28 protein-coding genes are annotated in these 26414 nt (G+C 70.0%); 17 read left to right on the top strand and 11 right to left on the bottom strand.

The genetic code is table 11. From position 1 onward, the window contains the following. Positions 1–8: 8 nt before the first annotated feature. A complete protein-coding gene (locus H5T77_RS03135) occupies positions 9–623 on the bottom strand; it encodes a TetR/AcrR family transcriptional regulator (protein ID WP_292644901.1) in 615 nt (204 codons plus the stop codon). A gap of 97 nt (positions 624–720) precedes the next feature. On the opposite strand from H5T77_RS03135, the gene H5T77_RS03130 reads away from it, so the two are divergent. Continuing rightward, the gene (locus tag H5T77_RS03130) at positions 721–1956 is read left to right on the top strand and encodes an alanine racemase (protein ID WP_292644898.1); all 1236 of its coding nucleotides are present in this window, start codon (positions 721–723) and stop codon (positions 1954–1956) included. A 4-nt stretch (positions 1957–1960) separates the two neighbouring features. Here the strand turns inward: H5T77_RS03130 and H5T77_RS03125 are convergent, their stop codons facing one another. Then, positions 1961–2884 (bottom strand): endonuclease/exonuclease/phosphatase family protein, encoded by a 924-nt coding sequence (locus tag H5T77_RS03125; protein WP_292644896.1) that lies wholly within the window; start codon positions 2882–2884, stop codon positions 1961–1963. A gap of 200 nt (positions 2885–3084) precedes the next feature. Between H5T77_RS03125 and H5T77_RS03120 the strand changes: the two genes are divergently transcribed. Further along, positions 3085–4872 (top strand): calcium-binding protein, encoded by a 1788-nt coding sequence (locus H5T77_RS03120; RefSeq protein WP_292644893.1) that lies wholly within the window; start codon positions 3085–3087, stop codon positions 4870–4872. A gap of 22 nt (positions 4873–4894) precedes the next feature. On the opposite strand, the gene H5T77_RS03115 is transcribed toward H5T77_RS03120, so the two are convergent. Next, the gene (locus H5T77_RS03115) at positions 4895–5686 is read right to left on the bottom strand and encodes a hypothetical protein (protein WP_292644889.1); all 792 of its coding nucleotides are present in this window, start codon (positions 5684–5686) and stop codon (positions 4895–4897) included. A gap of 88 nt (positions 5687–5774) precedes the next feature. After that, positions 5775–6227, bottom strand: a complete 453-nt coding sequence (locus H5T77_RS03110) for a carboxymuconolactone decarboxylase family protein (protein WP_292644886.1) — start codon at positions 6225–6227, stop codon at positions 5775–5777. A gap of 138 nt (positions 6228–6365) precedes the next feature. Between H5T77_RS03110 and sigJ the strand changes: the two genes are divergently transcribed. Further along, a complete protein-coding gene (gene sigJ, locus H5T77_RS03105) occupies positions 6366–7247 on the top strand; it encodes an RNA polymerase sigma factor SigJ (protein WP_292644883.1) in 882 nt (293 codons plus the stop codon). A 12-nt stretch (positions 7248–7259) separates the two neighbouring features. Here the strand turns inward: sigJ and H5T77_RS03100 are convergent, their stop codons facing one another. After that, complete coding sequence (locus H5T77_RS03100; RefSeq protein WP_292644880.1) at positions 7260–7919, bottom strand: maleylpyruvate isomerase family mycothiol-dependent enzyme; 660 nt, start codon at positions 7917–7919, stop codon at positions 7260–7262. Positions 7920–8045: 126 nt separating this feature from the next. On the opposite strand from H5T77_RS03100, the gene H5T77_RS03095 reads away from it, so the two are divergent. Both H5T77_RS03095 and H5T77_RS03090 read left to right on the top strand, forming a co-directional pair. Beyond that, the gene (locus tag H5T77_RS03095; protein WP_292644877.1) at positions 8046–8819 is read left to right on the top strand and encodes an IclR family transcriptional regulator; all 774 of its coding nucleotides are present in this window, start codon (positions 8046–8048) and stop codon (positions 8817–8819) included. A gap of 54 nt (positions 8820–8873) precedes the next feature. Continuing rightward, positions 8874–9674 (top strand): hypothetical protein, encoded by an 801-nt coding sequence (locus H5T77_RS03090; protein ID WP_292644875.1) that lies wholly within the window; start codon positions 8874–8876, stop codon positions 9672–9674. A 7-nt stretch (positions 9675–9681) separates the two neighbouring features. On the opposite strand, the gene H5T77_RS03085 is transcribed toward H5T77_RS03090, so the two are convergent. After that, a complete protein-coding gene (locus tag H5T77_RS03085) occupies positions 9682–10587 on the bottom strand; it encodes a hypothetical protein (protein WP_292644872.1) in 906 nt (301 codons plus the stop codon). A gap of 384 nt (positions 10588–10971) precedes the next feature. On the opposite strand from H5T77_RS03085, the gene H5T77_RS03080 reads away from it, so the two are divergent. Both H5T77_RS03080 and H5T77_RS03075 read left to right on the top strand, forming a co-directional pair. Next, on the top strand, positions 10972–11859 hold the full coding sequence (locus H5T77_RS03080; protein ID WP_292644870.1) for a S1 family peptidase: 888 nt from the start codon (positions 10972–10974) through the stop codon (positions 11857–11859). 167 nt (positions 11860–12026) lie between these two features. Next, the gene (locus H5T77_RS03075) at positions 12027–12899 is read left to right on the top strand and encodes a S1 family peptidase (RefSeq protein WP_292644868.1); all 873 of its coding nucleotides are present in this window, start codon (positions 12027–12029) and stop codon (positions 12897–12899) included. Positions 12900–13077: 178 nt separating this feature from the next. Here H5T77_RS03075 and H5T77_RS03070 read toward each other — a convergent pair whose 3' ends face one another. After that, a complete protein-coding gene (locus tag H5T77_RS03070; protein WP_292644865.1) occupies positions 13078–14277 on the bottom strand; it encodes a glycosyltransferase in 1200 nt (399 codons plus the stop codon). Between the two features lie 347 nt (positions 14278–14624). Between H5T77_RS03070 and H5T77_RS03065 the strand changes: the two genes are divergently transcribed. After that, on the top strand, positions 14625–15455 hold the full coding sequence (locus H5T77_RS03065; RefSeq protein WP_292644862.1) for a hypothetical protein: 831 nt from the start codon (positions 14625–14627) through the stop codon (positions 15453–15455). Positions 15456–15464: 9 nt separating this feature from the next. Here the strand turns inward: H5T77_RS03065 and H5T77_RS03060 are convergent, their stop codons facing one another. After that, complete coding sequence (locus tag H5T77_RS03060; RefSeq protein ID WP_292644861.1) at positions 15465–16385, bottom strand: class I SAM-dependent methyltransferase; 921 nt, start codon at positions 16383–16385, stop codon at positions 15465–15467. 34 nt (positions 16386–16419) lie between these two features. On the opposite strand from H5T77_RS03060, the gene H5T77_RS03055 reads away from it, so the two are divergent. Beyond that, on the top strand, positions 16420–17151 hold the full coding sequence (locus H5T77_RS03055; RefSeq protein WP_292644858.1) for a Fic family protein: 732 nt from the start codon (positions 16420–16422) through the stop codon (positions 17149–17151). A gap of 300 nt (positions 17152–17451) precedes the next feature. Here the strand turns inward: H5T77_RS03055 and H5T77_RS03050 are convergent, their stop codons facing one another. Then, a complete protein-coding gene (locus tag H5T77_RS03050) occupies positions 17452–18246 on the bottom strand; it encodes an HAD family hydrolase (RefSeq protein WP_292644857.1) in 795 nt (264 codons plus the stop codon). Positions 18247–18370: 124 nt separating this feature from the next. Between H5T77_RS03050 and ssd the strand changes: the two genes are divergently transcribed. The 7 genes from ssd to H5T77_RS03015 all read left to right on the top strand — a co-directional run bounded on the left by ssd (position 18371) and on the right by H5T77_RS03015 (position 23231). Further along, positions 18371–19426 (top strand): septum site-determining protein Ssd, encoded by a 1056-nt coding sequence (gene ssd, locus H5T77_RS03045; protein WP_292644855.1) that lies wholly within the window; start codon positions 18371–18373, stop codon positions 19424–19426. After that, positions 19423–20598: a TadA family conjugal transfer-associated ATPase gene (locus H5T77_RS03040; RefSeq protein ID WP_292644854.1), complete on the top strand. Its 1176-nt coding sequence runs from the start codon at positions 19423–19425 to the stop codon at positions 20596–20598. Before ssd ends, H5T77_RS03040 begins: the two co-directional genes overlap by 4 nt. Next, on the top strand, positions 20595–21368 hold the full coding sequence (locus H5T77_RS03035) for a type II secretion system F family protein (protein WP_292644851.1): 774 nt from the start codon (positions 20595–20597) through the stop codon (positions 21366–21368). The genes H5T77_RS03040 and H5T77_RS03035 overlap by 4 nt, the downstream gene beginning before the upstream one ends. Continuing rightward, the gene (locus H5T77_RS03030; RefSeq protein WP_292644848.1) at positions 21365–22084 is read left to right on the top strand and encodes a type II secretion system F family protein; all 720 of its coding nucleotides are present in this window, start codon (positions 21365–21367) and stop codon (positions 22082–22084) included. The genes H5T77_RS03035 and H5T77_RS03030 overlap by 4 nt, the downstream gene beginning before the upstream one ends. 224 nt (positions 22085–22308) lie before the next feature. Beyond that, positions 22309–22485 (top strand): DUF4244 domain-containing protein, encoded by a 177-nt coding sequence (locus tag H5T77_RS03025; RefSeq protein ID WP_292644845.1) that lies wholly within the window; start codon positions 22309–22311, stop codon positions 22483–22485. A gap of 3 nt (positions 22486–22488) precedes the next feature. Then, positions 22489–22863, top strand: coding sequence for a TadE/TadG family type IV pilus assembly protein (locus H5T77_RS03020; RefSeq protein ID WP_292644843.1), 375 nt, complete (start codon positions 22489–22491; stop codon positions 22861–22863). Between the two features lie 11 nt (positions 22864–22874). Further along, positions 22875–23231, top strand: coding sequence for an Rv3654c family TadE-like protein (locus H5T77_RS03015; RefSeq protein ID WP_292644840.1), 357 nt, complete (start codon positions 22875–22877; stop codon positions 23229–23231). Here the strand turns inward: H5T77_RS03015 and H5T77_RS03010 are convergent. Together H5T77_RS03010 and H5T77_RS03005 are read right to left on the bottom strand one after the other, a co-directional pair. After that, positions 23228–23551, bottom strand: a complete 324-nt coding sequence (locus H5T77_RS03010) for a hypothetical protein (RefSeq protein ID WP_292644837.1) — start codon at positions 23549–23551, stop codon at positions 23228–23230. The genes H5T77_RS03015 and H5T77_RS03010 overlap by 4 nt on opposite strands. A 15-nt stretch (positions 23552–23566) precedes the next feature. After that, the gene (locus tag H5T77_RS03005; protein WP_292644834.1) at positions 23567–25879 is read right to left on the bottom strand and encodes a DEAD/DEAH box helicase; all 2313 of its coding nucleotides are present in this window, start codon (positions 25877–25879) and stop codon (positions 23567–23569) included. A 183-nt stretch (positions 25880–26062) separates the two neighbouring features. Here H5T77_RS03005 and H5T77_RS03000 point away from each other — a divergent pair, with 183 nt between their 5' ends. Continuing rightward, positions 26063–26398 carry an anti-sigma factor antagonist gene (locus tag H5T77_RS03000; RefSeq protein WP_165109518.1) on the top strand — a complete coding sequence of 112 codons (336 nt, stop codon included), beginning with the start codon at positions 26063–26065 and terminating at the stop codon, positions 26396–26398. The last annotated feature ends 16 nt before the right edge of the window (positions 26399–26414 follow it).

Below are 26414 nucleotides of genomic sequence, written 5' to 3'. Positions count from 1 at the left end.
CCGCCGGCTCAGGCCGGGTCGCCCAGGAGCATGACCCAGCTCTCGGTGACGAGGTCGCACATACGGTCCTGCTCGACACCCCAGAACCCGTCTGCCCAGCGCTGGAACAGGTAGTCGAGCTGGCCGACCGCCAGTGCGCCGCGGAGCCGACGGCTGTCGGCGTCGAACCGGCCCGCCTTGTCCAGACCCGCGCTGACGTCCTCGATCGTCTCGTCCGTCCACGCGTCGACGATGTGGGTGAGATCGGGATCGACGGCTTGAGCGGCCCGGGCGATCGTGATGATCGGACGCACCCCCGGCCACTGGGCCACGGCCTGCCGGATCCAGGCTCCCAGCTGCTCATGGGTGCCGGCCGCCACCGCATCGGCGAGGCCGCCGAGCGAGCTTCCCTGCGGGGAGCGGAGCTGGGCCAGCTCCTCCTCGAGGCGCTCGGCGATCAGGGCCTTGATGACCTCGGACTTCGAGCCGAAGTAGGCATAGAACGTCACCCGGGTGGTGCCTGCCGCCGAGGCGATCTCATCGATCGTCGTGGCCGCGTAGCCGCTCGCGACGAACCGGTCCATCGCCGCGTCCAGCAGGAGCTGGCGAGTCATCGCCCTCTGAGCTGCGCGGAGGTTGGCCATGGCGTCACGATAAGCGACGTCGATACCTCCCTGGGGATTTCCACGTTTTCTTGAAACCCGGTGTCTCGCGCTTGGCCCGTCGGTAGGTTCTGTCCCGATGGATGATCACGTGACCTGGGCGGACAAGGGCTTCTGGGTGCCAGCAGAAGCCGTCGATCTCACTGCGTACGCAGCCTCTGGCCGCAATCTCTTCGACGGCTCGTTCACCTGGCCGGTGATGGCGCTCAAGAAGAGTGCGCTGGAGCACAACATCGCGACCCTCGCGGCCTTCGCGGAGGAGCACGACCTGCTGCTCGCCCCGCACGGCAAGACCACGATGGCCCCGTCGCTCTATCGGCGCCAGCTGGACGCCGGCGCGTGGGCGATCACCGTCGCCTCACCCAGCCAGGCCCTGGTCGCCCGCCACGCCGGCGTACGCCGGGTCCTGGTCGCCAACGAGATCCTGGACCACAGCGCGCTGAGCTGGGTCGCCTCCGAGCGTGCGGCCGATCCGGAGTTCCTCCACCTGCACTGGGTCGACTCGCTCGAGGGCGTCGAGGCCGCGGCCGAGGCTTCGGTCCTGGTGGGCGACGAGGACCGGCCGCTGGCGGTGCTGATCGACCTGGGTTTCCCGGGCGGGCGCACCGGCTGCCGCTCCGTCGAGGCGGCCGTCGAGCTCGCGCGGGTGGTGGACTCCACGCCGGGCGTACTCCTGGCGGGTGTGGCCGGCTACGAGGGTGGGCTGGGGACGGCGGCGGCTGTCGGTGACTACTTCGACCGCCTCAAGGAGCTCGCCTCGACTCTGTTCACCGAGGGTCTGGTCGCTGCTGATGCGATCGTCTCCGCAGGCGGGAGCTCCTACTTCGACGTGCTCGCCGAGCGCTGGTCGACGGGCTGGCCGGACGGGATGACACCTCGCAAGGTGCTCCGCAGCGGTGCGTACATCACCCACGACCACAGCCTCTATGCCGACAAGACGCCCTTCAACCGGATCGAGGGAAGCCTCGAACCCGCCATCGAGATCTGGGCCCAGGTGCTCTCGGCCCCCGAGGAGGGGCTGGTGATCGTGGGCATGGGCAGACGAGACGCGCCCTATGACAACGGGCTGCCCGTCCCGCTCGCGGTTCGGCGCAACGGCGGTGGCAACGGCAGCGGCGCCGCGGAGGAGATCGAGGGCACCGTGGAGAAGCTGGGCGACCAGCACGCCTTCCTGCGCGCCGACGCCGGGCTGAGGCCGGGCGACCTGGTCGGCTTCGGGATCTCCCACCCGTGCACGGCGTTCGACAAGTGGCGGTTGATCCCGGTCGTGGATCTCGACTACACCGTGACCGACCTGGTCCGGACGTACTTCTAAGGGCTCAGAAGCTGTCGGGGATCCGCACCCTGACCTGGTAGAACGCGGCGTGGTCGGTGGCCCGACGGGCCGACGGCCCGGCGTAGACCCGGTAGCGGTCGGGTCGCAGCGACGGGCTGAGGAACGCCTGGTCGATCGGTGCCCGCGGGGCGGCGGCGCACCCGTCGTGCGTCGCGAGCGGGCTCACCAGACCGGTCCCGGGCGAGGTGAGGTCGCACAGGATGTCGTTGCGCTGGTTGAAGTCACCCGCGACGACCATCGGCACCTCGGCGCGCGCCACCACGGCCTTGACGATCCGGGTGTTCAGGTCGCGCCAACTCTTCTGCTCGGGGATCGAGGGGAGGCTCGCCGGGAAGTGCACCGGCAGGACCCCGACGCGCTGACCCGAGGAACGTTCCTCCAGCACCACGACCGGTGCGCTGACGCGCGCGCCGTCGCGGTAGTACATGGTGACCGTGTCCTTGCTGACCAGCCGAAACACCGAGCGGCGGTAGAAGACCGCGTCGTCGGTCGGATCGGGGGTGGAGACGAGGGCGAACTCCCCGCCGAAGGACTCGAACGCCTCCCGCTGTCGAGCCTCCACCTCGGCGAGCACCCCGAAGTCGGTGAGCGTACGCCGCAGGTGACCCACCACGATCCGCATCCGCGGCACCCCGTCGAGCCGGCCGGCAGCAGCGCCTCCGGGTGCCGTGTGGTGGTCGGCCCAGGCGTTGAGCCAGGCGAAGCGCTGGAAGCCTGGCTGGACCGGTTCGGCTTGGGCGACCCTGACGGTCGGGCCTGCCGACGCCGTCGTCGGCACGAGGAAGCTGAGGCCGGCAGCGAGGACGCCGCAGAGCGCGACGGCGATGACGCCGGCGCGCCATCGCGGGTCGGTCCGGTCGGGTCCGTCCGAAGCGGAACCCGAGGCGAACGGTGCGTTGGGGGACACATCTTCAACGGTAGGCACGAGTCATGTGCGCTCAACCAAAACGCGTTCGAATCCCGCGAAACCCCAGATGAACGACCAGGGAACCTGGTCAGCGGCTCGGCACGACGAATTGGCGGTGCGGGACCTGCGAAGCGCTGCTATCTTCCCGTCCTGCGCCTTTCGGGAGGTGTGCGAACCCACCTACTCGGACGGGAGTCCCCATGCGTCTCAGCCTGGCAACGTACGCCGTCAGTGGCCTTCTCATCGCCCCCGCCGCCGCAGTTGCTCTGTCGGCGAGCCCCGCCGCGGCGGTCGGCACCTGCCAGGGGCTGGCGGTCACGGTCGACCTGGTTGCCGGTGACTCGGCAACCTCCGGTGACGACGTCATCCGCGGCACCGATGCCGCGGACACCATCGTCGCCGGGGCCGGGAACGACGTCGTCTGCGCGGGTTGGGGAGACGACTGGGTCGTCGACGGCGACGGCGACGATCGTGTGTTCGGCGAGGGCGGCCGCGACAGCCTGGGTGGTGAGCACGGCAGAGATCTTCTCGACGGCGGTGCCGGCGATGACCACATCGCGGCGGGAGGGACGGATCCCAAGACGATCCTCGGCGGAGACGGCGCCGATTTCCTCCAGGGCGGCAACGGGGCGGATCACATCGACGGTGGGGCCGGCAATGACACGGTCAACGGCGGCGACCTGGAAGGTGCCAGCGACGATGTGCTTGTCGGCGGCGACGGCGACGACCGCCTGGATGACTGGGGCGCGGGCGACAACACGCTGGACGGCGGCGCCGGGAACGACCGGCTCGTCGGCGGCCAAGGTGCTGACCAGCTCCTCGGAGGTGCGGGCCTCGACGACCTCGCCGGGCGCGGCGGCGACGACCGCCTCGACGGCGGCGCCGACGACGACACGGTCGCCGGCGGGGACGGTCACGACCGCCTGATCGGCGGCGCCGGGAACGACAGGCTGGACGAGTCCTTCACCGCAGGTGACAACATCCTCGAGGGTGGCGACGGTGCCGATGTCCTTCGTGGCGGTCGTGGCGTCGACACGATGCACGGCGGTGTCGGCGACGACGAGCTGTGGGCGCCCGACGGGTCTGCGAGCACGATGACCGGTGGCGACGGAGACGACTACCTCCACGGCAGCGACGGGACCGACGTGATGCGGGGCGACGGCGGCAACGACATGCTCGTCGGTGGCGCGGGCAACAACAGGCTCGACGGTGGCACCGGCAACGACTCGCTGACAGCGCGCGACGGCAAGGACTCCCTCGTCGGCGGGACCGGTGCCGATGGCCTCTTCGGCGGCGGCGGCAACGATCTCATCGACGGCGGCGCCGGCAACGACAACATCGCTGGAGACAGCGGCAACGACGTCGTCCTCCCCGGGACGGGGACGGACCGCGTACTGGGTGGCACCGGCACCGACCGGATCACGTTCTCCAACATCACCAGGGCGGTCAAGGTCTCGCTCCTGGCGAGGTCCCAGCAGAACACCGTCGGGGCCGGCTACAAGACCATCACGGAGTTCGAGAACCTCACCGGCACCAACCACTCCGACACCCTCTACGGGAACAACGGAAACAACACGATCTACGCGGGCGCGGGCAACGACGTGATCGCTCCCCGAGGCGGCAACGACGTCGTCGAAGCGGGCAGCGGCGTCGACCGGGTCTCCTACTACGACAGCGCCACGCGGGTGACGGTCTCGCTGGCGACGACTGCGCCGCAGTCCACCGGAGCCGGACGGGACGCGTTGCGTGGCGTCGAGCGGCTCAGCGGCACGGCGAAGTCCGACGTACTCAAGGGCGGTTCCGGCGCCAATGCGATCTGGGGTGGCGCGGGCAGCGACCAGATCTACGGTGGCAGGGGCAACGACCTGCTCTACGGAAATTCCGGCAACGACAGGATCTACGGCAACGACGGCGCCGACCGGCTGTACGGAGGCTCCGGCAGCGATCGTCTCGTCGGCGGCGCAGGCACCGACCGAACGGTTCAGTGACGTCCGGAGTGTGGGTGGGTGCTCACAGGTCCATGAAGATCAGTGCACCCGCGATGTCGGCGGTGCCGTAGTGGAGATAGTCGTCGACTCTCTTCTCCGAGACGCCCTCCTGGGCAGTCACGAAGCCGACGACGACCGCCTTGGAGGAGTCCTTGGCGACCCATTTTCCGATCACGTCGTCCTCGATGAGGCTGCCGGTGGGTAGGTCGAAGTCGGTCTCCTTGACCGACTTCGCGGCCGCCGTGGCCTCCGCCTCGCTGCCGAAGACGTAGACGATCCGGAGCATCCGGACCTTGCCGCCCTCGGCGTCGTGGATCCCCATCGCGGCGTAGCGGCAGCCCTTCCTGTCCAGGGCCGCCGAAGCGATCGGACCACAGTCCGGGTAGTCCTGGGAGGCCCCGTACGTCGCGTTCATGCTCACGTCGCCGAGCTTGAACTTCCAGTCGCCCTCGAAGAGCTCTGCGGCCAGCCCACCGGCTGCGGGATCGGTGGCCGACGGATCAGGCGATGTGCTCGGTGTCGCCGTCACGGTCAGCGGTCCCGGCCCGGCGGTGGGATCGTCCTCGCCGCTGAGGAGGACGATGCCGGCCGTGAGGATCACGCCGATGATCAGCACGCCGGCGATCGCGCCGATCCCGATGATGAGGGGCCACGGGTTGTGCGACCGGGGCCTGGGCGGCGGCGGCCCGGCTGGGCCGAACGAATTTTCGTTCGGCGGGTGGACAGGCTGTTGGATCGCGGGCTGCAGGTTCGGCGCTGGCGGCATCGCACCATAGCCGTCCGGCGGCGGTGGTGGCGGTGTCGGCGTATTCATCGGTCCCCCTGCGCGAGTGAAGAATCACGTGGGAGAAAGACTCCCACGTGATTCCCCATTCTCTCCTACGCCTCCGAACCCGTCTCGCTCAGGGAGCGACGGGGTAGTGGCTGGAGATGGCGATCCGATTCCAGGAGTTGATCGTGATCGCGACCCAGGTCAGGGCGGCGATCTGCTTCTCGTCCAGGATGCTCTCGACGTCGACCTTCGGAGCGGCTGCGGTGTGCAGGTCGCCGATGCGGGTGATCTGCTCGGCGATGGTGAGCGCGGCCTGCTCCTCGGGGGTGAAGTACTGCGACTCCCACCAGGCGGCGACGAGGGCGAGGCGGTCGGTCGTCTCGCCGTTCTTGAGAGCGTCCTCGGTGTGCATCCGCAGGCAGAAGGCGCAGCCGTTGATCTGGGAGGCGCGGAGCTTGACCAGATCGACGGTCAGCCGGTCGAGGCCGGCGACGGTGATGGCCTCTTCGACCGCCTCCTCGACCGCCATCTGGGCCTGGTACGCAGCGGGGAAGAGCTTGGTGAGGTTCACGTGGGCGAGCATCGGGTTCCTTCGGGTCGGGCCCGCCACAGCGCGGGCACTCACCGGACTGACGAGGTGGCTCGGGGGAATGTGAGGTCGCAGCCTCACATTCGCGCTGCCTGGCTCGTCACACAGGACGAACCCGGAGGAGATGCCACGATGACCGACATGGACGACCTGGGCGACGCGATGGTCGAGCGTCGTCGCCTGATCGCGCTCGCGTATCGGCTGCTCGGCACCCTCGAGGAGGCCGAGGACGCGGTCCAGGAGACCTATCTGCGGTGGTACCGCCTCTCGGAGGACGAACGAGCGGCGATCGACAACCCCGCCGGCTGGTTGAGCCGCGTTGCCAGCAGGATCTGTCTCGACGTACTCAAGTCGGCGCATTCGCGCCGGGAGAGGTACGTCGGGTCCTGGCTGCCCGAGCCGGTCAGGCCAGGGTTCCTCGCCGCCCCCGAGGATCCGGCCGACCGGGCGACCCTGGACGACACGGTGAGCACGGCGCTGCTCGTCGTGCTCGACGCGATGACCCCGGCCGAGCGGGTCGCGTTCGTGCTCCATGACATCTTCGCCGTCCCGTTCGGTGACATCGCCAGTGTGGTCGGTCGCTCCCCGGCGGCGGTGCGGCAGCTCGCCTCCTCGGCGCGACGCCGGGTGGCCGAGCAGCGCGGCGAGGTCGCCCCGCTGCCCGAGCACGACGACGTCGTCCGTGCCTTCGTCTCCGCGACCGCGGGCGGTGACCTCGGCCGGTTGGTGTCGCTGCTGGACCCGTCGGTCACTCTCCGATCCGACGGTGGTGGCCGAGTCAGATCCGCCCTCAATCCGATCGAGGGGCCGGAGAAGGTGGCCCGGTTCCTGCTGGGCGTGCTCACGAAGCGGCCGACCTGGACGATCCGTACGGAGGCCACCGCCGACGGCCTCGGGTTCACGCTCGTCGAGGGCGACGTTCACCGCGGTGTCGCCAACCTCCGGGTCGTCGATGGCCGGGTCACCGACGTCTGGATCGTCCTCAACCCGGACAAGCTCGGCGGCTGGCGCTGATCCCGGCGTCGGTCACAGCCAGGGGCCGAGCTCCGGCGCGTCGACCAGGCCGTGCGGCCGTCCGGCGAGCCAGGCGGCGACCTCGGGCAGAGGCCCCGTGACGCCGCGCAGGTCGTCGTCGGAGAGAGCCCGCTTCGTACGGATCTCGTCGGCCAGCGCGAGCAGGAAGTCGTCGGGAAGGTCCGCGAAGGTGATCCCGACGCCGAGGTCGACGGCGTGGACGAAGACCTCCCGAACACGCATCCACGGGACGTCGCCGGCCTTCCGGGTGACGAGCTGCGCGGTGATCACCTCGTGCTCCCACTGCTCGGGGCTCAGCCGGTCCATGGCCTCTTCGAGCTCCTCGGCTCCGCGGAGATACCACGCCCGGAGCTCGTCGGCAGGTCGCGTCGCAGCCGCCTCGATGTCGGCGTTGCGCTGCTCGGGGGAGGCGTACATCCGCTTCTCCACGCCCGTCTCCGCCCAGGAGACCAGGTTGCCGAGGGCGTCGGCGTTGGCGGCGACGTGGCCGATCAGGTGCTTGCGGGTCCAGCCCGGCAGCTGCGAGGCGCCGTCGAAATCGGCGAGCTCGAGCCGGTCGATGCCACCGGTCAGCAGGGCGGTGCCCTCGGTGATCCAGCGGCGGGAATCGTCGAACGTACGCGCCGGGGTGGCGTCGATCAGGATGGTCATGGTCACAGAGTGCTGGTTCAGTGCCGACAGAACAAATGATTCTGTGCAATAGAACAACTAGGTCCGTGAATCTCCTGCGAAGCCAGGCGATAGATGCTTGGTTTGGTGTGATCAGGAAGAGGTGGGATGGACAAGCCGATCAAGACCCGGCCCCCGTACGCGATCACCAGCGTCGACCACGCGCTCGAGCTGGCGGCGATCCTTCAGGTCGAAGGTCGCCTGACCGTCTCCGAGGCAGCGGCTCGGCTCGACGTGGCCCGCTCCACTGCCCACCGGCTGCTCGCCATGTTGGTCTACCGCGACTTCGCGGTCCAGGACGAGGACAAGGTCTACCGAGCAGGCCCCGTGCTGGAGCTGGCCGCACACTCCCGCTCGACCGCGTCCCGGCTCCGTCAGGTGGCGCTGCCGCATCTGCAGCGCCTGGTCGACCTGCTCGGCGAGTCCGCCAACGTCGCCGTACGCGCCGGGGACACCTGCCGGTTCATCGCCTCGGTCGAGTCGCCGCAGTCGCTCAAGGTCGGCTCTCGCGAGGGGATGGTCTTCCCCGCGCACCGCACCACCGCCGGCCTCCTGCTGCTCGCTCAGATCGCAGACGAGGAGCTCGCCTCGATCTACTCCCGGGACAGGTACGCCGATCAGCCGGCCGACCGCCCGGACCTCGACGCGCTGCGTACCGAGCTCGAGCGGGTACGCCGCAGCGGATTCGCCTTCAACGACGGCCGCACCGAGCGTGGAGTGGTCGCCGTCGGGGTCCCCGTCCGAGGCGCTGGGGGTGACGTCGTCGCCGGGATGTCGATCTCCATGCCCAGCGTCCGCTACGACAAGGCGTCGCTGCCGAGCCTCGTCTCGACCCTGATGTCCGGCGCCGCGGCTCTGGAGCGTGACCTGAGCCAAGGGTGACCTGCGTCAACGCGACTCCGGTTGCGTCGGGTGGCACCCGTTAACCTGGAGTGAATGAGTGACAGCGCACCCTCCGGTGATCATCGGAGCGATCTCCAGGAGTCGAGGCGGTCCGGCATCGACTGGCTCGCGACCACCGCTGGCGCGCTCGCTGCGGTCACCTCCGCGCTGCTGCTCTCCACGCTCGGTGCCGTGGGCACCCTGGCGGGCGCCGCGGTCGGCAGCATCGCGGCCACGATCGGCACCAACCTCTATTCGCAGGGGTTGGCGAAGAGCCGCGAGAAGGTGGCCCGGGCCCAGGCGCTGGCCCGCTGGCGATCGGCCGGGCTCGCCGGCGCACGTGGCCGTTCGAAGCCCACTCCTGAGTCCGTCTCCGAGAGCATCGCTGCCGCCGCGCCCGACGAGTCCAGCGACACGGAGGTTGGGTCTGGGTGGCGAGAGCGTCTCCGCGCGCTGCCCTGGAAGCGGATCGGACTGGCCTCGCTGGCGATGTTCGTGGTCGTGGTCGCCGCGATCACGATCGTCGAGCTGGTCGCCGGACGCAGCGTCAGCTCGATCGTGGGTGGCGAAGACAAGCGAACCACGATCTCAGGTGTGACCGGCGGTGGCTCCAACGAGCGCGACCGCAAGCCGCGCCAGGATCCCGCGCCGGGCGAGACCGCGACCTCGGAGCCGTCGTCGACCCCGTCCACCGAGCCCTCGCAGGCCCCACAGCAGTCTGAGCCCGCCGTGCCGGTGGAGCCGAGCGCCCCGGCGTCGGAGACGCCGAGCGCCGAGCCTACGGAGCAGCCGGGCACCGGTGAGAGCGGCTCGAGCGAGGCGCCGCCGCCGGGAGCGGATCAGCCGAGCCCCTGATCCGGCCTCACATCCGGAAGAGGATCTCCGCGCCGAGGTCGGTGTTGCCGTAGGAGGTGTACTCCTTGCCCCTGGCCTCGGTGATGGCGCCGGTGGAGGTGACCATGGTGTAGACGACGTACTTGCCGTAGTCCTTCACCTTGAACCAGCCCTGGGTGTAGCCCGGCAGGTACGCCTCCGTGGGCGGGATCACGTGCTTGGGCTCGATCTTCGCAGCGGCCGCCCCTGCGGCTTCGACGGTGCTGAAGTCGTAGACGAAGTGGGTCATCCGCACGTTGTTCTGCTGAGCCTTGTAAGAGACCCGGACGGCGTAGTCGCAGCCGAGGTCGCGGACCACGCGCTTGAGCGTCGCCTTGCAGCCTGCGTAGTCCTTGCCGCTGAGGTAACGGGCCTTCAGCGTGACGTCGCCGTAGGTGAACTCCCACGGGCGGGGGACGTCGGCCTTGGAGAGGCGTTCGGGGCCGATGGTCGAACGCGAGGTGGCGCCGTCGCTGGGGTCGCCCGGTGAGCTCGTCCCGGGCCAGCCGGGCTTGCCGCTGGACTCGCCGCTGATGTCGGAGCGCCCGCCGTCGGGGCTCGCCGAGTCGGTCGGTCCGTCCCCGGTCGAGGGCGCGTCGCTCACCGTCGGAATTCCGGCGGTCGTGGCCGCGTCGTCCCCGCGGTTGAAGAGCGTGTAGACGACCACGCCGCACACCACCACGAGAGCGAGGGACACGGCGATGGTCATGACCTGGCCCAGCGGGCCACCGCGCGCGGCGCGCTCCTTGCGGGCGTTGAACGCGGGCCGGTCGCCGCCGTCGTCCACGGAGAGCCCGATCAGGCGCTCGTTGTAGTCGAACGGTGCAGGCTGCTTCTGCGGCTCCTCGTCAGGCGCGCCCGAACCGGGGGAGCCTGAGGGCGGCGGATACGGCATGGGGTTTGTCTACCATCTATCCGGTCGCCACGCCGAAGGTTTGGAAGACGGGCGATCTCCTGCCCGAATCCCTCGCTCGAGCAGCGAGATGAACACGAAATACCTACCGTACGCGGCCCAGGACTCGGGCACCTACAACTTCGCAATGCTTTCGCAATCCTCTTCGGTGGGCAAATGCTGAAAGCAGTCTGGAGAAGTGCGTGTTGCTGCATTGCAAGAAGCCGAAGAGCCAGTCGTTGCAATGCAGAATCTTGGGGATTCGAATGTGCTGCGCAGCCGAGGAAAGAACACGAAACTCAGTTACCCGTACCCGGTAAGCCACGGAACCCGTGGTTCGGGTGCAGGAGTCCGCAACAAGCGGGCCATTCCCCCAGGAGGAGACGTATGAGGTTCGATCGCACCACTTTCCGTCCCCGCACGATCGCCGCTCTCGCAGCAGGTGTGGGTCTCGCGGCCTCCGCCGCTGTGGCCGTGCCGGCTGCTGCCGCGGATGCCGGATCCGGCAAGGCAGAGTTCAGCAAGGCCGAGGTCGCCTCGGTCAGGTCGGCTGTCGACGAGTCCGCCCCGGTCGGCTCGTCGTGGTACACCGACCCGGCCTCCGGCAAGGTCGTCGTCACCGTCGACGAGACGGTCTCCGCGTCCGAGATCGCGAAGGTCAAGAAGGCTGCTGCCGAGAAGACGAGCCAGGGCGACCAGGCTGTGACCGTCAAGCACACCAAGGGCGAGTTCACCCCGCTCATCGGCCCTGGTGACGCGATCTACGGCGGCGGCTCCCGCTGCTCGCTCGGCTTCAACGTCAAGGTCAGCGGCGCGGACTACTTCCTGACCGCGGGCCACTGCACCAACGGCGTCTCGACCTGGTACACCAACTCCTCCCAGACCACGCTGCTCGGCTCGACCGCCGGCTCGAGCTTCCCGGGCAACGACTACGGCATCGTCCGCCACCGCTCGTCGATCTCCAAGAGCGGCGGCTTCACCGCGGGCAACGCTCGGGTAGGCCAGTACGTGACTCGTGACGGCTCGACCACCGGTGTCCACAGCGGCTACGTGACGGCGCTCAACGCGAGCGTGCGTTACGCCGAGGGGACCGTCAGTGGCTTGATCCAGACCAACGTGTGTGCTGAGCCCGGTGACTCCGGCGGCGCGCTCTACTCCGGGTCGACGGCGCTGGGCCTGACCTCGGGCGGCAGCGGCAACTGCAGGACCGGTGGGACGACCTTCTTCCAGCCGGTGACCGAGGCGCTCAGCGTCTACGGTGCCACCATCTACTGATAGAGCACGGGTATGCCGCGGGGCGGGGTGGGTCGATCGATCCACTCCGCCCCGTGGCGTTGCCTGGTTTCGTTGCAGTTACGAAAGATTTTTTGCCCAGCACTGGCGAGGAGGTGCCGACAACGACATACTCACTGTGATCGTGTTCGGGCACGCAGGAGGAACGCATGGGGTACACCAGGTCACGCAGCCGTCTGCTTGCGGCAGCGGTCGGGCTAGGGCTGGCGGCTACCGCCGCAGCCGCGCCGGCGGCATCCGCACCTCCGGAGGAGAAACTCAGCGCGAAGGCGCTCGCGGCCGTCCACTCCGCGGTCGACTCCGCGGTCAGCAGGTCGGCCCTCGCAGGGATCGCGTGGTACACCGACGAGGCCACCGGCAAGGTGGTCGTGACCGCGGACTCTGCCGTCCCCGACGACGCGCTGAACCGGCTGACCCGAACCATCGGGGTCGATGCCGACGCGATCACGGTCAAGCGCGCCAAGGGCGAGTTCAAGCCGCTCCTCGGCGCCGGTGACGCAATCTACGGCGGTGGCATCCGATGCTCCCTGGGCTTCAACGTACGCAGCGGCGGCACCCACTACCTGCTCACCGCCGGCCACTGCGCCGAAGAGGTGGGGACGTGGTACACCAACTCCCGCGAGACCACCCGGATCGGGCCGACCACCAAGTCGAGCTTCCCGGGCAACGACTACGCCCTGGTGCGTTACGGCAACTCCTCGCTCACCCACTCGGGCGGCTACACCGTCGGTGACGCTCGGGTCGGCCAGCGCGTCACCCGCGAAGGCTCGTCCACCGGCGTACGCTCCGGCCGGGTCGAGGCACTCGACGTCTCGGTCCGCTACCGCGGGTCGGGCACCGTCCACGGCATGATCCAGGCCGACGTCTGTGCCGAGTCGGGAGACTCCGGCGGCCCGCTCTACGCCGGCTCGACCGCTCTCGGGATCACCTCCGGCGGCACCGGCGACTGCTCCTCCGGCGGGACCACCTTCTTCCAGCCGGTCCGCGAGGCCGTCAACGCCTACGGCGTCAACATCTACTGAGCCTCTCCGTCGGTCGAGCCCTCCGCTGGTCGAGCCGCCGGAGCCGCTAGGCGGAGGCGTGTCGAGACCAACACGGTTCTGTCGCGCTCCAGGGGACCGTGTTGGTTTCGACACCGGCTCGCTGGCGCTCGCCGGGCTCAACCGACGGCGGTGGGTCAGACCGCCAGACGGCGGTGGGTCAGACCGCCACCGGGATCAGGGCCGAGTCCGCGGACTCCTTGATGAGCCGGGCGTACGCGTCGAAGAGCCGCTGCTCGGAGAGGCGATGGCGGTTGCGGAAGATGCGCTCGAAGTGCTCCTCGCGCTGGGCGAAGGCGGCCTTCCAGGACTCGGCCATCTCGACCGGGTCGAAGCCCGCGACCAGGCGGAGGTCGCCGACCATCGCCGGGGCGTCCCCGACGGGCGTGGTCACCGGGACCGCGCCGCAGGCCATGCCCTCGAGCAGGCAGAGCGGAGCGGCCTCGCCGAACGCCGAGGTGAGCGTGATCAGATCGGCGGCGTTGTAGAGCGGCGCCATCTGACTCTGGATCCCGAGGGCGTGCAGGTTGGTCTCCAGAGCCGGCCACCAGCCGAGCTCCTCGGCGACGAGCGCCGCGAAGGCCGGGTTCTCGGCCGTCATCCCGGCGCCACACATGACGAGGTGGGCGTCGGGGTGCTCCTGGACGAACCGACGCGCGGCGCGGACGAAGAGCGGGATGTTCTTCATCGCGTCGAAGCGCGCGGCGATCATCACCACGGGCGCGTCGCCGATCACGCCGAGCTCGGCCCGTTTGCCCGTCCGTAGGTCGGCGTCGGTGCGGAACCTGTCGAGATCGACCCCGTTGGGGAAGACCGGCAGCCGCTTCAGCGGAATGCCGGTCGCCTCGTGGTACGCGCGCTGGGTCGACTCCGCGCAGCACACCGCCGCGGTCAGCAGTCCGGCCCGGTCGAGGTCGATGAGCTCCTGTACACCGGCCCCCTGGTGCTCCGGGTCGGACCGGTGCAAGCAGGTGATCAGCGGGGTCCCCGACGTGCCGACCTTGCCCAGCACCGTGAGCGGCTGCTCCTTGAGGGACAGCACCACGTCCGCCTTCGCCACCGACTGCGCCACCCGCTTGAGCTGGCTGGTGGTGATGGGGCCGGTCGGCGTACGTCTCAACGCCCTGACCGGCACGCCGGCCGAGGTCAGGCGCCGGTAGGAGTTGTCCGAGGAGATCCGCTGGGCGGTGAACTCACGCTGCACGCGGTCGCTCAGGCTCAGCACGCTGTGTCGCTGAGCCGTGGTGGCGTCGAGGGAGCGGACGACTGCGGTGTGCAGGATCCGCGCGCCACCGGCGAAGAAACCTTCGTACAGGGAGAGGACGGAGGGGCCGTCCTCGAGATACGTCACGGTGGACATGTCGACCTCACTTTTCCGCAGGAGGCATCCCCCGAGCGGTGATGGTGGTGGGGCTACGGCAGAGATATGCGGCTTTCTCCGGACGCTAATGCGTCCGTCAGCGCATCCCAAGGCATCTGCGGCCCAGGGCGAAGGATTTCACGTGATCGTCATCTTCACGCGCATATCGGAGAGGAGACGGACGATTTACCGATATGGCGAGGTATCCCGATCGATTTACGTTGTCGAGTGTGGCATTCATCACGTTGAGCGTGCTTGAGAATGCTTGGTGAACGGTTGGCGTGGGTCTCGGACGCGCGGGTGAATAGCGGCGCGGGGGTGCCCGAATCCCGCTACGTTCAGGAAGCATGACGACCGAGGTGACGACGTACCGCTATGTCCGTTTCGCGTTGTGCTGTCTGCTCGCGGGCCTGGCGATCTCGGTGGGCGCCGAGACGGTCGCGAGCGGCCAGTGGCAGACCTCCATCTCGTCGTACTACTACACCCCCGCAGGTCCGGTCTTCACCGCTGTGCTGTGCGCGCTCGGCGTGTGTCTGGTGGTGCTGCGGGGCTACACCGACGCCGAGGACACCGCGCTCAACCTCGCCGGGCTCTCGGCCCCGATGGTGGGCTTCGTCCCGACGCCTGAGATCGGGCAGGAGATCGACAAGGCGGCAATCGTCAACAACGCCTGGAGCTACCTGGCGGTGATGGCGATCGGTTGGGTCGTCGTCCTGATCTTCGGGCTGCGCAAGCGCTCCGTCGCCGGAGCCTGGCCCTCTCGCTGGGCCGCCATCGGACTGGGCTCCGTCGCCGGAGCGTGGGTGGTCGGCGTGGTCTGGCTGCTGATCGACCAGGACGGCTTCGCGAGCAAGGCGCACGGGCTCGCGGCCGTGTTCACGTTCACGCCGTTCGCGCTCGCCGTGGTGCTCAACACCGACTGGGGCGTGCGGAAGATCGCGCAGGAGGCCGACAAGGCGCGTACGCGGTTCGACAAGACCTACTGGGCGCTGGTCGTGGCGATGGTGGTGCTGCTGGCGGTGGGTATCGTGCTGGGACTGGCCGGTTGGGACTACTGGCTGCTAGCGACCGAGGTCTCGCTGCTGGTCTGCTTCACGATCTTCTGGATCCTCCAGAGCTTCGACCTGATGGACCCGACGCGCGATGCGCTCACCACGCGTCAGCGGCCCCTGCCCTGAGCGCGGGCCTCACCGGAAGTCGATGAGCAGGTCGTCGTCGCCGTTCTCCGGGTCGGTGACGACCCGGGGGAGGCGTACGGCGGTGTCGGTGCGCTTGGCCAGCGGCACCGCCGGCCCGTCGGTCTCGTCGCCCTCGTCTGCCCCGTCGACCTCGTGCGCGCCGGTGGTCGAGCCTGTCGAGACCACCTGGGCGTGCGGGAGCACCTGGGCGTGCCAGGCGCGGCAGTTGTAGGGCAGCTGCATGCCGTCCATGCCGCGGCCGTAGTCGTCGTAGAAGGCCAGCACCTCGCGCCGCTTCCGGTCCTGGGCTTCCGGCTCGAGCGAGGCGATGTTGGACCGGGACACGGCCAGGTCCTGGATCGTGCGGCGGTCGACGACCTGCCAGTGCCGGAAGGTCTGGGACTCGACCGCCGAGAAGAGACCGGAGTCGTCGAGGGCCTGGGTGTGGTCGAAGTCGTGGTCGAGGTGGCCCAGAAGGTTGCCGAGCCTGCGGACCCAGGGGATGCGGTCGTCCCGGTCGTTCTGGATGATCGCCAGCCGGCCCTCGCTCTTCAGGACTCGGGCGATCTCCGCGAGCGCCTTGGTGTGGTCGAACCAGTGGAAGGCCTGGCCGACGACGACCACGTCGTAGAGACTGTCACCGGTCGGGATCTGCTCGGCGGTGCCGCTGGTGGCACGTACGTCGGGGAGCTTCCCGGAGAGGATGTCGAGCATCGCGTCGTCCGGGTCGGTCGCGAAGACGTCATGGCCCAGGCCGACGAGGACCTCGGTGAGCTTGCCGGTGCCGGCGCCGAGCTCGAGGACCGAGCACGGCTCCTCGCCGACCAGCCACTTCACCGCAGCTTCCGGGTAGGACGGGCGCCCGCGGTCATAGCTGTCCGCCACGCCTCCGAAGGAGCGTGCCGGGTCGGGGTTCGCTGGGTCCGTCATCTCGGTCAGGGTAACGCGCGCTTAAGGTTGACGCGTGAAGGACGATCCGCTTGCCCGGTTGGTGTCGCTCGAAGGCGTGGCGTCGGGGTTCGCCGCTGCTCGCGACGGCATCGACGTGATGCTGCGTGACCGGGGACTGCGGCGTACGTCCCCGGAGACCACCGCCGAATCGCTGCTGCGCGGTGCACACGCGTCCGCCGTGCTGGAGGGCTCCGGGTCGACGCTCGGCGAGGTGCGTGCCTCCGGCGGTGACGCGATCGCCCAGGACGCGGTGCGGCTCTCGACCGAGCTGCTCGCGCTGGTGCCGGTGGTGAAGCAGACGCCTATGCAGGCGTTCGCGCGGATGCACGCGCTGGTGGCGGGCGCGTCGCTCGAGGCCGAGGAGCTGGGGCGGCCGCGGTCCTCGTCCGCGGCCGAGCGGTTGCGGCGTCTCTCCGACCTGCTGCTCGCCCCGACGTCGGCTCCGGCGTTGGCCGTGGCGGCATTCGTGCACGCCGACCTGGCGACGTCGGCGCCGTTCGCCTCCCACAACGGTCTGGTCGCGCGTGCCGCAGAGCGGCTCGTCCTGGTCGCGCGCGGCGTGGACGAGAAGTCGCTGGTCGTGCCGGAGGCCGGCCACCTGGCGCTGCGTGCCGCCTACGAGTCGAACCTGCGTGGCTTCCGCGAGGGCGGCCAGGCGGGGGCGCACTCGTGGCTGCTCTATGCGGCCGAGGCGTACGCCGCCGGGGCCGAGGCCTCGCCGCTGCGTGTGGACGCCGCCGAGTAGGTCAGGCGCGAGCTCTCGGGCGAAATGAAGGTGGCACCCGGTGGGTTGTGAACACCGGATGCCACCACGGACACGAGGCCGTCTGGTTACCAAGCGTGCAGGGTCTGGTCACTGCGCCGGGATTTCTCCCCGGCTACAGCACCCCATCAGATGGGTTGATCGCCGCGTGGGTGCCTTGGCGCTCGTGTACGTCTTGTTACGACATCGTTTCTACGCCGATCGGCGGCGAGATTCAAGGCTGGAATTTTTGCGGGATCAGGAGGATGATTTCGCTCCTGCGCGACCTCGGTGCCGGGCGGGTCAGGCGCCCAGGCGACGACGCTTCGTGCCCGCCCAGATGACGCCGCCGGCGATCGCCACGGCGCCGCCGACAGCCAGAGCGGCCAGGGTCGGTGTCGACGGGGTGAGCACCCGGCTGCGCAGCGCGACCGGCTTGTCGAAGACGAGAATGTCCCAGCCGCGCTCCTTGGCGATCTTGCGGAGATCCTTGTCGGGGTTGACGGCGAACGCGTGCCCGACCTCCTCCAGCATGGGGGTGTCGGTGACCGAGTCGGAGTAGGCGTAGGACTGCTCCAGGTCGTAGCCGAAGCGTTCGGCCAGCTCCTGGACCGCGCGGGCCTTCTCCTCGCGGTAGGCGTAGAGCGCGATCTCGCCGGTGTAGCGGCCGTCCTCGATCTCCATCTGGGTGGCGACGACGTGGTCGGCGCCGAGCATCGCGCCGATCGGCTCGACCAGCTCGGTGCCGGACGCGGAGACGATGATGACGTCGTGGCCCTGGGCGTGGTGCTGCTCGATGAGCTGCACGGCCTCCTCGTAGACGAGCGGGTCGACCACGTTGTGGAGGGTGTCGGCGACGATCGCCTTGACCGTGGCGACGTCCCACCCGGTGACCATCTCGGAGAGCGCTTTGCGCATCTTCTCCATCTGGTCGTGGTCGGCTCCGCCGACGACGTAGACGAACTGGGTGTAGGCCGAGCGGATCATGGCCGCCCGGGTGATCAGGCCACCGGCCTGGAAATGCTTGGAGAACGCAAGCGTGCTCGACCTCGCGATGATCGTCTTGTCGAGGTCGAAGAACGCAGCGATGCGTGTCATGGGCTCATCGTAGACGCCCGTTGGGTGGGCCGTTCGCCATCCACAGGGCGGGTCCGGGACGGGGTTATCCACAGGCTCTGGAAATGCGGGTGGAAATGTCGGCGCCCAGACGGATCCTGCTGTCATGACCTCGGAACCTCTTGTCATCACCTCGGACTCGTTGCTGGCCGCTGAGGCGGCTCGCCTGGCCGCTGCCTCCGGCGTCACCGTCGAGGAGTGCGGCGACGCCGTCGGCGCCCTGCGCCGATGGCAACGACCACCGCTGATCCTCGTGGGGGCCGATCTCCTGGTGGAGGTGGCGTCGTTGCGTCCGCCCCGGAGAGATGGGGTGTACGTCGTGGGATGGGGCGCGACCGGTGAGCCGCTGCTCCGGGCCGCGCTGGAGGTCGGCGCCGAGACGATGCTGGAGCTGCCCTCGGCCGAGACCGTGGTCGCCGGCCTGCTCGCCGACGTCAGCGACGGCGAAGGCGGCGACGGCATGGTCGTCGGTGTCCTGGCCGGGTCGGGTGGCGCCGGTGCGACGACGTACGCCGCGGCCCTGGCCAGCCTGGGCGCCGAGCGGGGGCCGACCCTGCTGGTCGATGCCGACCGGCTCGGGCCGGGGGCCGGCCGGGTGCTCGGTCTCGACGAGATCCCGGGTGTGACCTGGGGTGATCTCGGTCAGACCGCCGGCCGACTGGGTGCCCGGGCGTTGCGCGAGGCGGTGCCGCACATCGGCTCGCTCGGCCTGCTGGGCTGGCCGGGTGGCGACGCCGTCCCACCGCGACCGGAGGTCGCGCGCGAGGTGCTGGCCGCCGCGCGGCGAGGCCATGACCTCGTCGTGGTCGACCTGCCACGCGAGTCGGACGAGGGCATCGAGGCGCTGCTGACCGGGTGCGACGTCGTCCTCGTCGTGGTCCGCGCCGACGTCACCGGCACGGCGTCGGCTGCGCGTCTGATCTCCCGTCTTCCCGAGCGGGACCGGGTGCGGATCGTCGTCCGAGGCCGCGCGGCCGAACCGGAGGCGGTCGGACGAGCGCTCGGGGTCCCGGTGATCGCCGCGCTGTCCGACCAGCGCGGGCTGTCCGAGGCCATCGACCTGGGGCTGGGGCCGATCCGCTCCAAGCGGGCGCCGCTGGCCCGGGCTGCGGCCGAGGTGCTGACCCGCTGCCGCCTTCGCGCAGGGGCGGTGGCGGCATGACGGGCGTTCTCGGGGCAGTCGACATCGCACCCCAGGTCGTCGACCTGGTGCGCGACCACCTGGCGCGTACGCCGGGAGAGCTCACCCCGCACCGGGTCCAGGAAGCGCTCCGCGCCGAGGGGCGGATCGTCGGTGACGCGACCGTGCTGGGCGTCTTCGAGATGCTGCGTCGTGACGTGGTCGGCGCCGGTCCGTTGGAGCCGCTGCTGCGGTTGCCCGGGGTGACCGACGTCCTCGTCAACGGGCCCGATCAGGTCTTCATCGACCGCGGCTCCGGCCTGGAGCCCGCGCCGGTCGCCTTTCCCGACGACGATGCTGTCCGGCGCCTGGCGCAGCGGCTGGCGGCCGGCGCCGGACGTCGTCTGGACGACGCCTCGCCCTACGTCGACCTCAGGCTGGGTGACGGCAGCCGGTTCCACGCGGTGCTCGCTCCGCTGGCCCGACCAGGCACGGTGATCTCGCTCCGGGTCCCTTCGGCGCGGGCGTTCACGCTCGACGAGCTGGAGTCGTCCGGGATGGTCGTTCCCACCGTCGCGGATCTCCTGCGACGGCTGGTGCTGGCGCGCTCCGCCTTCCTGGTCTCGGGAGGAACGGGCAGCGGGAAGACCACGCTGCTGGCGTCGCTGCTGTCGCTGGTGCCGCCCGAGGAGCGGCTGGTGCTGGTGGAGGACGCCTCCGAGCTGCGCCCGGACCATCCGCATGTGGTCGGACTGGAGGCGCGCCCGGCCAACATCGAGGCCGCCGGCGCGGTCGAGCTCCACACCCTGGTCCGCCAGGCCCTCAGGATGCGACCGGACCGGTTGGTGGTGGGGGAGGTGCGTGGTGCCGAGGTCGTCGACCTGCTCGCTGCGCTGAACACCGGGCACGAGGGCGGCTGCGGCACGCTGCACGCCAACTCAGCCGCCGACGTCCCGGCGCGGGTCGAGGCGCTTGCGCTCGCTGCCGGGCTGGGGCGGGAGGCGGCGCACAGCCAGTTCGCCTCCGGTGTGGATGTGGTCGTGCATCTGCGTCGGCGTGACGGCCGCCGGGTGCTGACCGAGATCGCGGTCCCGTGTCGCGGAGCCGACGGGCTGGTCCGGATGGAGACCGCCTGCTCGGTGACCGCTGACGGCGACGTGATCGCGGGGGCTGCCTCGGGGCGGCTCGAGGCGCTGCTGGGAGCGGACCGGTGAGCGGGGCGAGTCTCGGGCTGGTCGCCTTGCTGGCAGGTGCCGCCGCCGCGCTGATGCTCCGTCCACCCGCGGCGGTCGGATCGCGGTCGCCCGCGTGGCGGGTGCCGCGGTGGACGCTCCTCCTGGTCGCCCTGATCCCCATCGTCTTCCCGGGCAAGGCGGTCGTCGCGGCTGTCTTGCTCGGGATCGCCAGCTTCGGCGGGGTCGCCCTGTGGCGGCGCCGCTGTGAGCGGATCGAGGCGGGGCGTACGGCCAACCGCGTGGTCGAGGCCTGCGAGCAGATGGCGGCCGAGCTCGCAGCCGGACACCCTCCCGGACCGGCGCTGTCACAGCTCGCCGCGGAGTGGCCGATGATCGAGCCGGTCGCGGAGGCGCAGCGGATGGGTTCGGACGTCCCCGCCGCCTGGCGGAAGGTCGCCGAGGTTCCTGGCGCGGGATCGCTTCGTGTGGTCGCCGCGGCCTGGCAGATCGCGCACCAGACCGGGAGCGGTCTCGCGGACGCGCTCGACCGGGTCGCGCTCGACCTGCGAGCCGCCGCCGCCACCCAGCGTGTGGTCGACGGCGAGCTCGGATCGGCCCGCTCCACCGCTCGTCTGATCGCCGGCCTGCCTGTGGCCGCTCTGGCGATGGGCAGCGGGGTCGGCGGTGATCCGTTGGCATTCCTCTTCGGATCGCCGGTCGGCCTGGCCTGCCTCGGCCTCGGGCTGCTGCTCGGCTGGCTGGGGCTGTGGTGGATCGAGGGCCTCGCGCGTGGGGTCGAAGCGGCATGACTCCATGGCTTGCCGCGATCGCGCTCGGATTGGCAGCAGCGTTGCTGCCGGCGCCGACCCCGCGTCTTCCTGGCGTAGGCGCGGTCGTCGAGGAGACCCGCGACGATCCGGGCGGCTGGATGATGCGTTGGCGGCCGCTCCTGGCGCTGCTTGCCGCCGGCGCTGTCTACTCCTTCGTCGGAGGCGCCGTGGGTGCTGTGCTCGCCGCCCCGGCGGGCGCCGTCTGCTGGCTGGTCATCGGCCGGGTCGAGCCTGCCGACGTACGGCGCGAGCGCGAGGCGGCCAAGGCCGAGCTGCCCGCCCTGGTTCGCCTCCTCTCCGCCGCGCTCTCCTCCGGTGCGGCGCCTGCCGAGGCCCTGGTCGCCGTGGCGGCGGCGCTGCCCGGACCGGCAGCTGCCCGGCTGCTGCCGGCGGCTTCTCGGCTCCGCCTGGGAGCCGATCCGGAGAAGACCTGGCGCACCCTGGTGGACGACCCGGCCCTGGCGCCCCTGGGTCGGGCGCTGGCCCGAGCTCAGGCCACCGGCGCCCCGGTCGCCACAACGGTCGAGCGACTCGCCGACGACCTGACCAGGAACGCCCGCGCCGAGGTCGAGGACCGCGCCCGTGCAGTGGGCGTCAAGGCCGCCGTCCCGCTCGGGATCTGCCTCCTCCCTGCCTTCCTGCTGCTGGGCGTCGTGCCGGTCGTCGGCGGCCTCCTCGCCAACATCGGCATCTGACCGCAGAGAAGCCTGCCGAGACGTCACCCGCGTCGGCCGAGGCGTCAGATGACGCCTCGGCCGGCTGCTGTATGCCCTGGTCAGCGGGCCGATTGGTGTCCACAGGGCAGGTTCGGGACGGGGTTGTCCACAGGTCGCGGAATGGCGGTCGCGAATGTCGATGGCGCGGGCCATCGTCGTCCTTGGACGGCCGTACGGACGGCCATCGACCAGAGAGGACCATCATGAGCAAGGCACATCTTCAGAAGGGCGAGCAGGGGATCACGACGGCTGAGTACGCAGTGGGCACGGCGGCCGGTGCAGGGCTTGCCGGTCTGCTCTACAAGCTGCTCACCGGCGGCCTCGGCAACGACCTGCTCAACAGGCTGTTCCAGCACGTGCTCAGTCTCCTGGGGATCTGAACCGTGATCCCTCCGCGGCGAGACGAACGAGGCGCCGCCACCGCAGAGCTGGTGATGGTCATCCCGCTCCTGGTGGCGGTGACCATCGGGTTGGTGTGGTTGCTGTCGGTGGGAGCAGCGCAGATCCAGGTGGTCGACGCGGCCCGCGAGACCGCTCGGGCCGTCGCCCGCGGGGATGACAGCGGTGCCGCCGTCGCTCGCGGCCGTCGGGTCGGACCAGCGGGCACCCAGGTGCATGTCAGCGCCGGTGCCGAGGAGGTCGTGGCCTCGGCCCGCGCCCGGGTTGCCGGGCCGGGTGGGATCTTCAGCTGGTTGCCGGGTGTGACCGTGCGGGGCGAGGCGGTCGCTGCGACCGAGACGAGGCAGGGGGAGCAGTGAGGCCGGTTCGAGTGGCTCAGGACCAGCGTGGATCGGCAGCGCCGTTCGCCGTCGGCGCGATCGGGCTGCTGCTCTTCGTCGGTGCGGCTCTGGGTGTGGTGGGCGCGGTCTTCGTTGCCCACCGCACCGCCCAGTCCGCCGCCGATCTGGCTGCGTTGGCGGGAGCCGACGCGCTCCAGGTCTCCGGCGACGCGTGCGCGGCAGCAGCGACGATCACCGACCGAAACGGGGCCACGCTGGAGTCCTGTGAGATCGCAGGAGAGGACGTCACCGTCACCGTGCGGGTCGAGGGACCGCGCTGGCTCGGTCAACCCGGAGATCCGATCGCCAAGGCAAGGGCGGGCCCGACGGGTCCGCCCTCATCCTAGATGTCCTCGGGCCGGGGCTCGGACTTGGGCTCGATGTTGGTCTTGGTCTCGGCGTCTTGGAGCGTCTTGGCCATGGTCCGCATCTCGCGCTTCTGCTTCATGTACTTCATCTGAAGCTTGCCGCCCCACTTGGTCAGCGAGATACCGAAGAGGAGCATGACACCGGCGACCAGGCCGATCACGAAGATCGGCGTCGAACCGACCGGCAGGCCGAGCATGGTCGCGGTCGGGTCATCGAGATTGCCGTTGCCGGTCGTGAAGAGACCCAGAACGATGAGGACTGCTGCGACGACGATCAGCACTAGGCCCAAGATCAACATTTCCCCAGAGTAGGCCTATTCGGAGAGCAGTCGCCGCAACAACACGATCGCACCTTGTTTGTCGAGCGGATTGTTCTGGTTGCCGCACTTGGGCGACTGCACGCAGGAGGGGCAGCCGTCGTCGCACTCGCACGCCTCGATGGTCTCCAACGTGGCGCCCAGCCATTCCCGGGCGGCACGGAACCCGCGCTCGGAGAACCCGGCGCCACCGGGATGACCGTCGTAGACGAAGACAGTGAGCATGCCGGTGTCCGGATGGGAGGCGGTGCTCACGCCGCCGATGTCCCAGCGGTCACACGTCGCGATCAGCGGCAGCAGGCCGATCGAGCAGTGCTCGGCGGCGTGGGCGGCGCCCGGGATGTCCGCTTTCTCCAGGCCGGCCGCCTCGAGGGCCGAGGCGGGCACGGTCCACCAGACGGCGGAGGTGCGCAGCGTACGTTCGGGGAGGTCCAGGAGCTCCTCCCCGAGCACCTCGCCGCTCGGCTGGCGCCGGCGCAGGAACGAGACGACCTGGTGGGTGACGTCGACATCGCCGTACGCCAGACGACACTCTCCCCAGCCGGCATGCTCACGTTCGGCGACGATCGAGATCTCGGTGATCTCCCGGGCGAAGGTGGAGTAGCCGGGGTCGTCGCGGGAGATGACCGCGACGTTCTCGTCGAGGTCGAGCTCGTGCACGAGATAGGTCTCGCCGCGGTGGACGTAGACGGCGCCCGCATGAGCGCTCGCGTGCGAGCCTGCCGCGTCGACCGTGCCGACGACCCGGCCGGTCTCGGCCTCGATCAACTGCACCTGCGAGCCGCCCGACGAGCGGATGTCGGCAAGATCGGCTGCTCGGCGTCGGTCGGTCCAGTACCAGCCACGAGTCCGCTTGCGCAGCAGCCCCGAGGCGACCAGGTTGTCCAGGATCTCGCGTGCGCCCGGCCCGAAGAGCGGCAGGTCCGGCTCCGTCAGCGGCAGCTCCTGCGCGGCGGCGCAGAGGTGCGGACCGACGACGTAGGGGTTCGCCGGGTCGAAGACGGTGGCCTCGACGGGCTGGCCGAGCAGCGCGTCCGGATGGGTGACAAGGTAGGTGTCCAGCGGGTCGTCGCGGGCGACCAGGATGCCGAGTGCGTCGCCCGCGCCCCTCCCGGCACGGCCGATCTGCTGCCAGAAGGCCGATCGCCTGCCCGGATAGCCGGCCAGCAAGACAGCGTCCAGCCCGCTGATGTCGATGCCGAGCTCGAGGGCGTTCGTCGCCGCCAGGCCCATCAGCTCGCCGGAGCGCAGCGACGCCTCGATGGCCCGGCGTTCCTCGGGCAGGTAGCCGCCGCGGTACGAAGCGACGCGGCCCGGCAGCGAGGGGTCGACCTCGGCGAGCTCGGCGGCTGCGGTCAGGGCGACCTGCTCGGCGCCGACCCGGGAGCGTACGAAGGCCAGGGTGCGCACGTCCGAGGAGACCAGGTCGGCGAGGAGGTCGGCGGTCTCGGCGGAGGCCGCGCGGCGCACGGGGGCGCCGTTCTCCCCGGCGTACGTCGTCAGCGGCGGCTGCCACAGGGCGATCGAGAGCTCGCCGCGCGGCGAGGCGTCGGCGGTCACCGGGAGCACGGGAAGGCCGATGAGCCGTTCGCCTGTCGTCGACGGCTCGGCGACCGTCGCCGAGGCCAGGATGAACGTCGGCGACGAGCCGTAGAGGGCGCAGATGCGCCGCAGCCGCCGCAGCACGTGCGAGACGTGGGCCCCGAAGACGCCACGGTAGTGATGACACTCGTCGATGACGACATAGCGCAGCGAACGGAAGTAGGCGGCCCACCGCTGATGACCGGGAAGCAGCGACCGATGCAGCATGTCGGGGTTGGTCAGGACGTACTCACCGAAGTCGCGTGCCCAGTCCCGCTGCTCCCGGGTGCTGTCGCCGTCGTGTGTCACCGCGCGCACGTCGACGCCGAGCTCGCGCAGCCCGCTCAGCTGGTCCTGGGCGAGGGCCTTGGTGGGAGCGAGGTAGAGGACGCCGGCGCCGCGCTCGCCACGTGGACCACGTCCGTCTCGGATCGCGGTCAGCGCGGGCAGCTGATAGGCCAGCGACTTCCCGGAGGCGGTGCCGGTCGAGACGATCACGTGGCTGCCATCGTGGGCGGCCTCGGCGACCACCGCCTGATGCTGCCAGGGCCGCTCGATCCCGCGAGCGGTGAAGGCGCCGACCACCTCGGCCGAAGCCCAGGTCGGCCAGTCTGCGTAGACCGCCTCTCTCGGCGGAACCTGCTCGAGGTGGGCGAGCCGGTCCTCGCGGCCCGGGACGGCAGCCAGCCGGCGTACGAGATCACCGGTCGCTGTCGTCAACACCTTCATGATTCTCCCAGAATCCGGATGGCCGCCACGCCTGCGGTCCCGTATCTAGCGGATGACGTTGCGAGTTTCTTGCGCGCATCCTGGTGAGCCGTGGTTACATTACGATCGACTCCGGGTATCGGACTCGCGGATGGTCGATACCTGAGCCGGTTGTCTCACGTTCCTTGGCAGGAGAACTTCGAAGTGGATCTGACGCTTGCGACTCGCGAGCTCGACTCGGCCACCGTTGTGGCCGTGGGCGGCGAGATCGACGTCTATACCGCGCCGAAACTGAGAGACAAGATCACCGAGCTCGTCGCCAGAGGGCACTACGACATCGTCGTCGACCTCGAAGCCGTCGAGTTCCTCGACTCCACCGGCCTCGGCGTCTTGGTGGGTGGACTGAAGAAGGTGCGCCAGCACGACGGCATGCTCCGTCTCGTCTGCACGCAGGAGCGACTGCTCAAGATCTTCCGGATCACCGGCCTCGCCAAGGTCTTCGACATCCACGCCAGCGCCGAGGGCGCGGCCGCAGGCTGACGCTGGTAGCGCATTA

Source organism: Nocardioides sp., from assembly GCF_014360585.1.
Taxonomy (GTDB): domain Bacteria; phylum Actinomycetota; class Actinomycetes; order Propionibacteriales; family Nocardioidaceae; genus Nocardioides.
Note: the sequence above shows the minus strand (reverse complement) of the source record. Positions and strands in the feature narration are given on the sequence as shown.

What these genes read in the sequence shown, in the direction of transcription:
- H5T77_RS03065 (WP_292644862.1), top strand. Translation starts at nt 14,625, where the DNA reads ATGACGACCGAGGTGACGACGTACCGCTATGTCCGTTTCGCGTTGTGC.
- H5T77_RS03075 (WP_292644868.1), top strand. Translation starts at nt 12,027, where the DNA reads ATGGGGTACACCAGGTCACGCAGCCGTCTGCTTGCGGCAGCGGTCGGG.
- H5T77_RS03040 (WP_292644854.1), top strand. Translation starts at nt 19,423, where the DNA reads ATGACGGGCGTTCTCGGGGCAGTCGACATCGCACCCCAGGTCGTCGAC.
- H5T77_RS03130 (WP_292644898.1), top strand. Translation starts at nt 721, where the DNA reads ATGGATGATCACGTGACCTGGGCGGACAAGGGCTTCTGGGTGCCAGCA.
- H5T77_RS03070 (WP_292644865.1), bottom strand. Translation starts at nt 14,277, where the DNA reads ATGTCCACCGTGACGTATCTCGAGGACGGCCCCTCCGTCCTCTCCCTG.
- H5T77_RS03050 (WP_292644857.1), bottom strand. Translation starts at nt 18,246, where the DNA reads ATGACACGCATCGCTGCGTTCTTCGACCTCGACAAGACGATCATCGCG.
- H5T77_RS03095 (WP_292644877.1), top strand. Translation starts at nt 8,046, where the DNA reads ATGGACAAGCCGATCAAGACCCGGCCCCCGTACGCGATCACCAGCGTC.
- sigJ (WP_292644883.1), top strand. Translation starts at nt 6,366, where the DNA reads ATGACCGACATGGACGACCTGGGCGACGCGATGGTCGAGCGTCGTCGC.
- H5T77_RS03135 (WP_292644901.1), bottom strand. Translation starts at nt 623, where the DNA reads ATGGCCAACCTCCGCGCAGCTCAGAGGGCGATGACTCGCCAGCTCCTG.
- H5T77_RS03080 (WP_292644870.1), top strand. Translation starts at nt 10,972, where the DNA reads ATGAGGTTCGATCGCACCACTTTCCGTCCCCGCACGATCGCCGCTCTC.
- H5T77_RS03120 (WP_292644893.1), top strand. Translation starts at nt 3,085, where the DNA reads ATGCGTCTCAGCCTGGCAACGTACGCCGTCAGTGGCCTTCTCATCGCC.
- H5T77_RS03090 (WP_292644875.1), top strand. Translation starts at nt 8,874, where the DNA reads ATGAGTGACAGCGCACCCTCCGGTGATCATCGGAGCGATCTCCAGGAG.
- H5T77_RS03115 (WP_292644889.1), bottom strand. Translation starts at nt 5,686, where the DNA reads ATGAATACGCCGACACCGCCACCACCGCCGCCGGACGGCTATGGTGCG.
- H5T77_RS03085 (WP_292644872.1), bottom strand. Translation starts at nt 10,587, where the DNA reads ATGCCGTATCCGCCGCCCTCAGGCTCCCCCGGTTCGGGCGCGCCTGAC.
- ssd (WP_292644855.1), top strand. Translation starts at nt 18,371, where the DNA reads ATGACCTCGGAACCTCTTGTCATCACCTCGGACTCGTTGCTGGCCGCT.
- H5T77_RS03005 (WP_292644834.1), bottom strand. Translation starts at nt 25,879, where the DNA reads ATGAAGGTGTTGACGACAGCGACCGGTGATCTCGTACGCCGGCTGGCT.
- H5T77_RS03030 (WP_292644848.1), top strand. Translation starts at nt 21,365, where the DNA reads ATGACTCCATGGCTTGCCGCGATCGCGCTCGGATTGGCAGCAGCGTTG.
- H5T77_RS03110 (WP_292644886.1), bottom strand. Translation starts at nt 6,227, where the DNA reads ATGCTCGCCCACGTGAACCTCACCAAGCTCTTCCCCGCTGCGTACCAG.
- H5T77_RS03100 (WP_292644880.1), bottom strand. Translation starts at nt 7,919, where the DNA reads ATGACCATCCTGATCGACGCCACCCCGGCGCGTACGTTCGACGATTCC.
- H5T77_RS03025 (WP_292644845.1), top strand. Translation starts at nt 22,309, where the DNA reads ATGAGCAAGGCACATCTTCAGAAGGGCGAGCAGGGGATCACGACGGCT.
- H5T77_RS03060 (WP_292644861.1), bottom strand. Translation starts at nt 16,385, where the DNA reads ATGACGGACCCAGCGAACCCCGACCCGGCACGCTCCTTCGGAGGCGTG.
- H5T77_RS03010 (WP_292644837.1), bottom strand. Translation starts at nt 23,551, where the DNA reads ATGTTGATCTTGGGCCTAGTGCTGATCGTCGTCGCAGCAGTCCTCATC.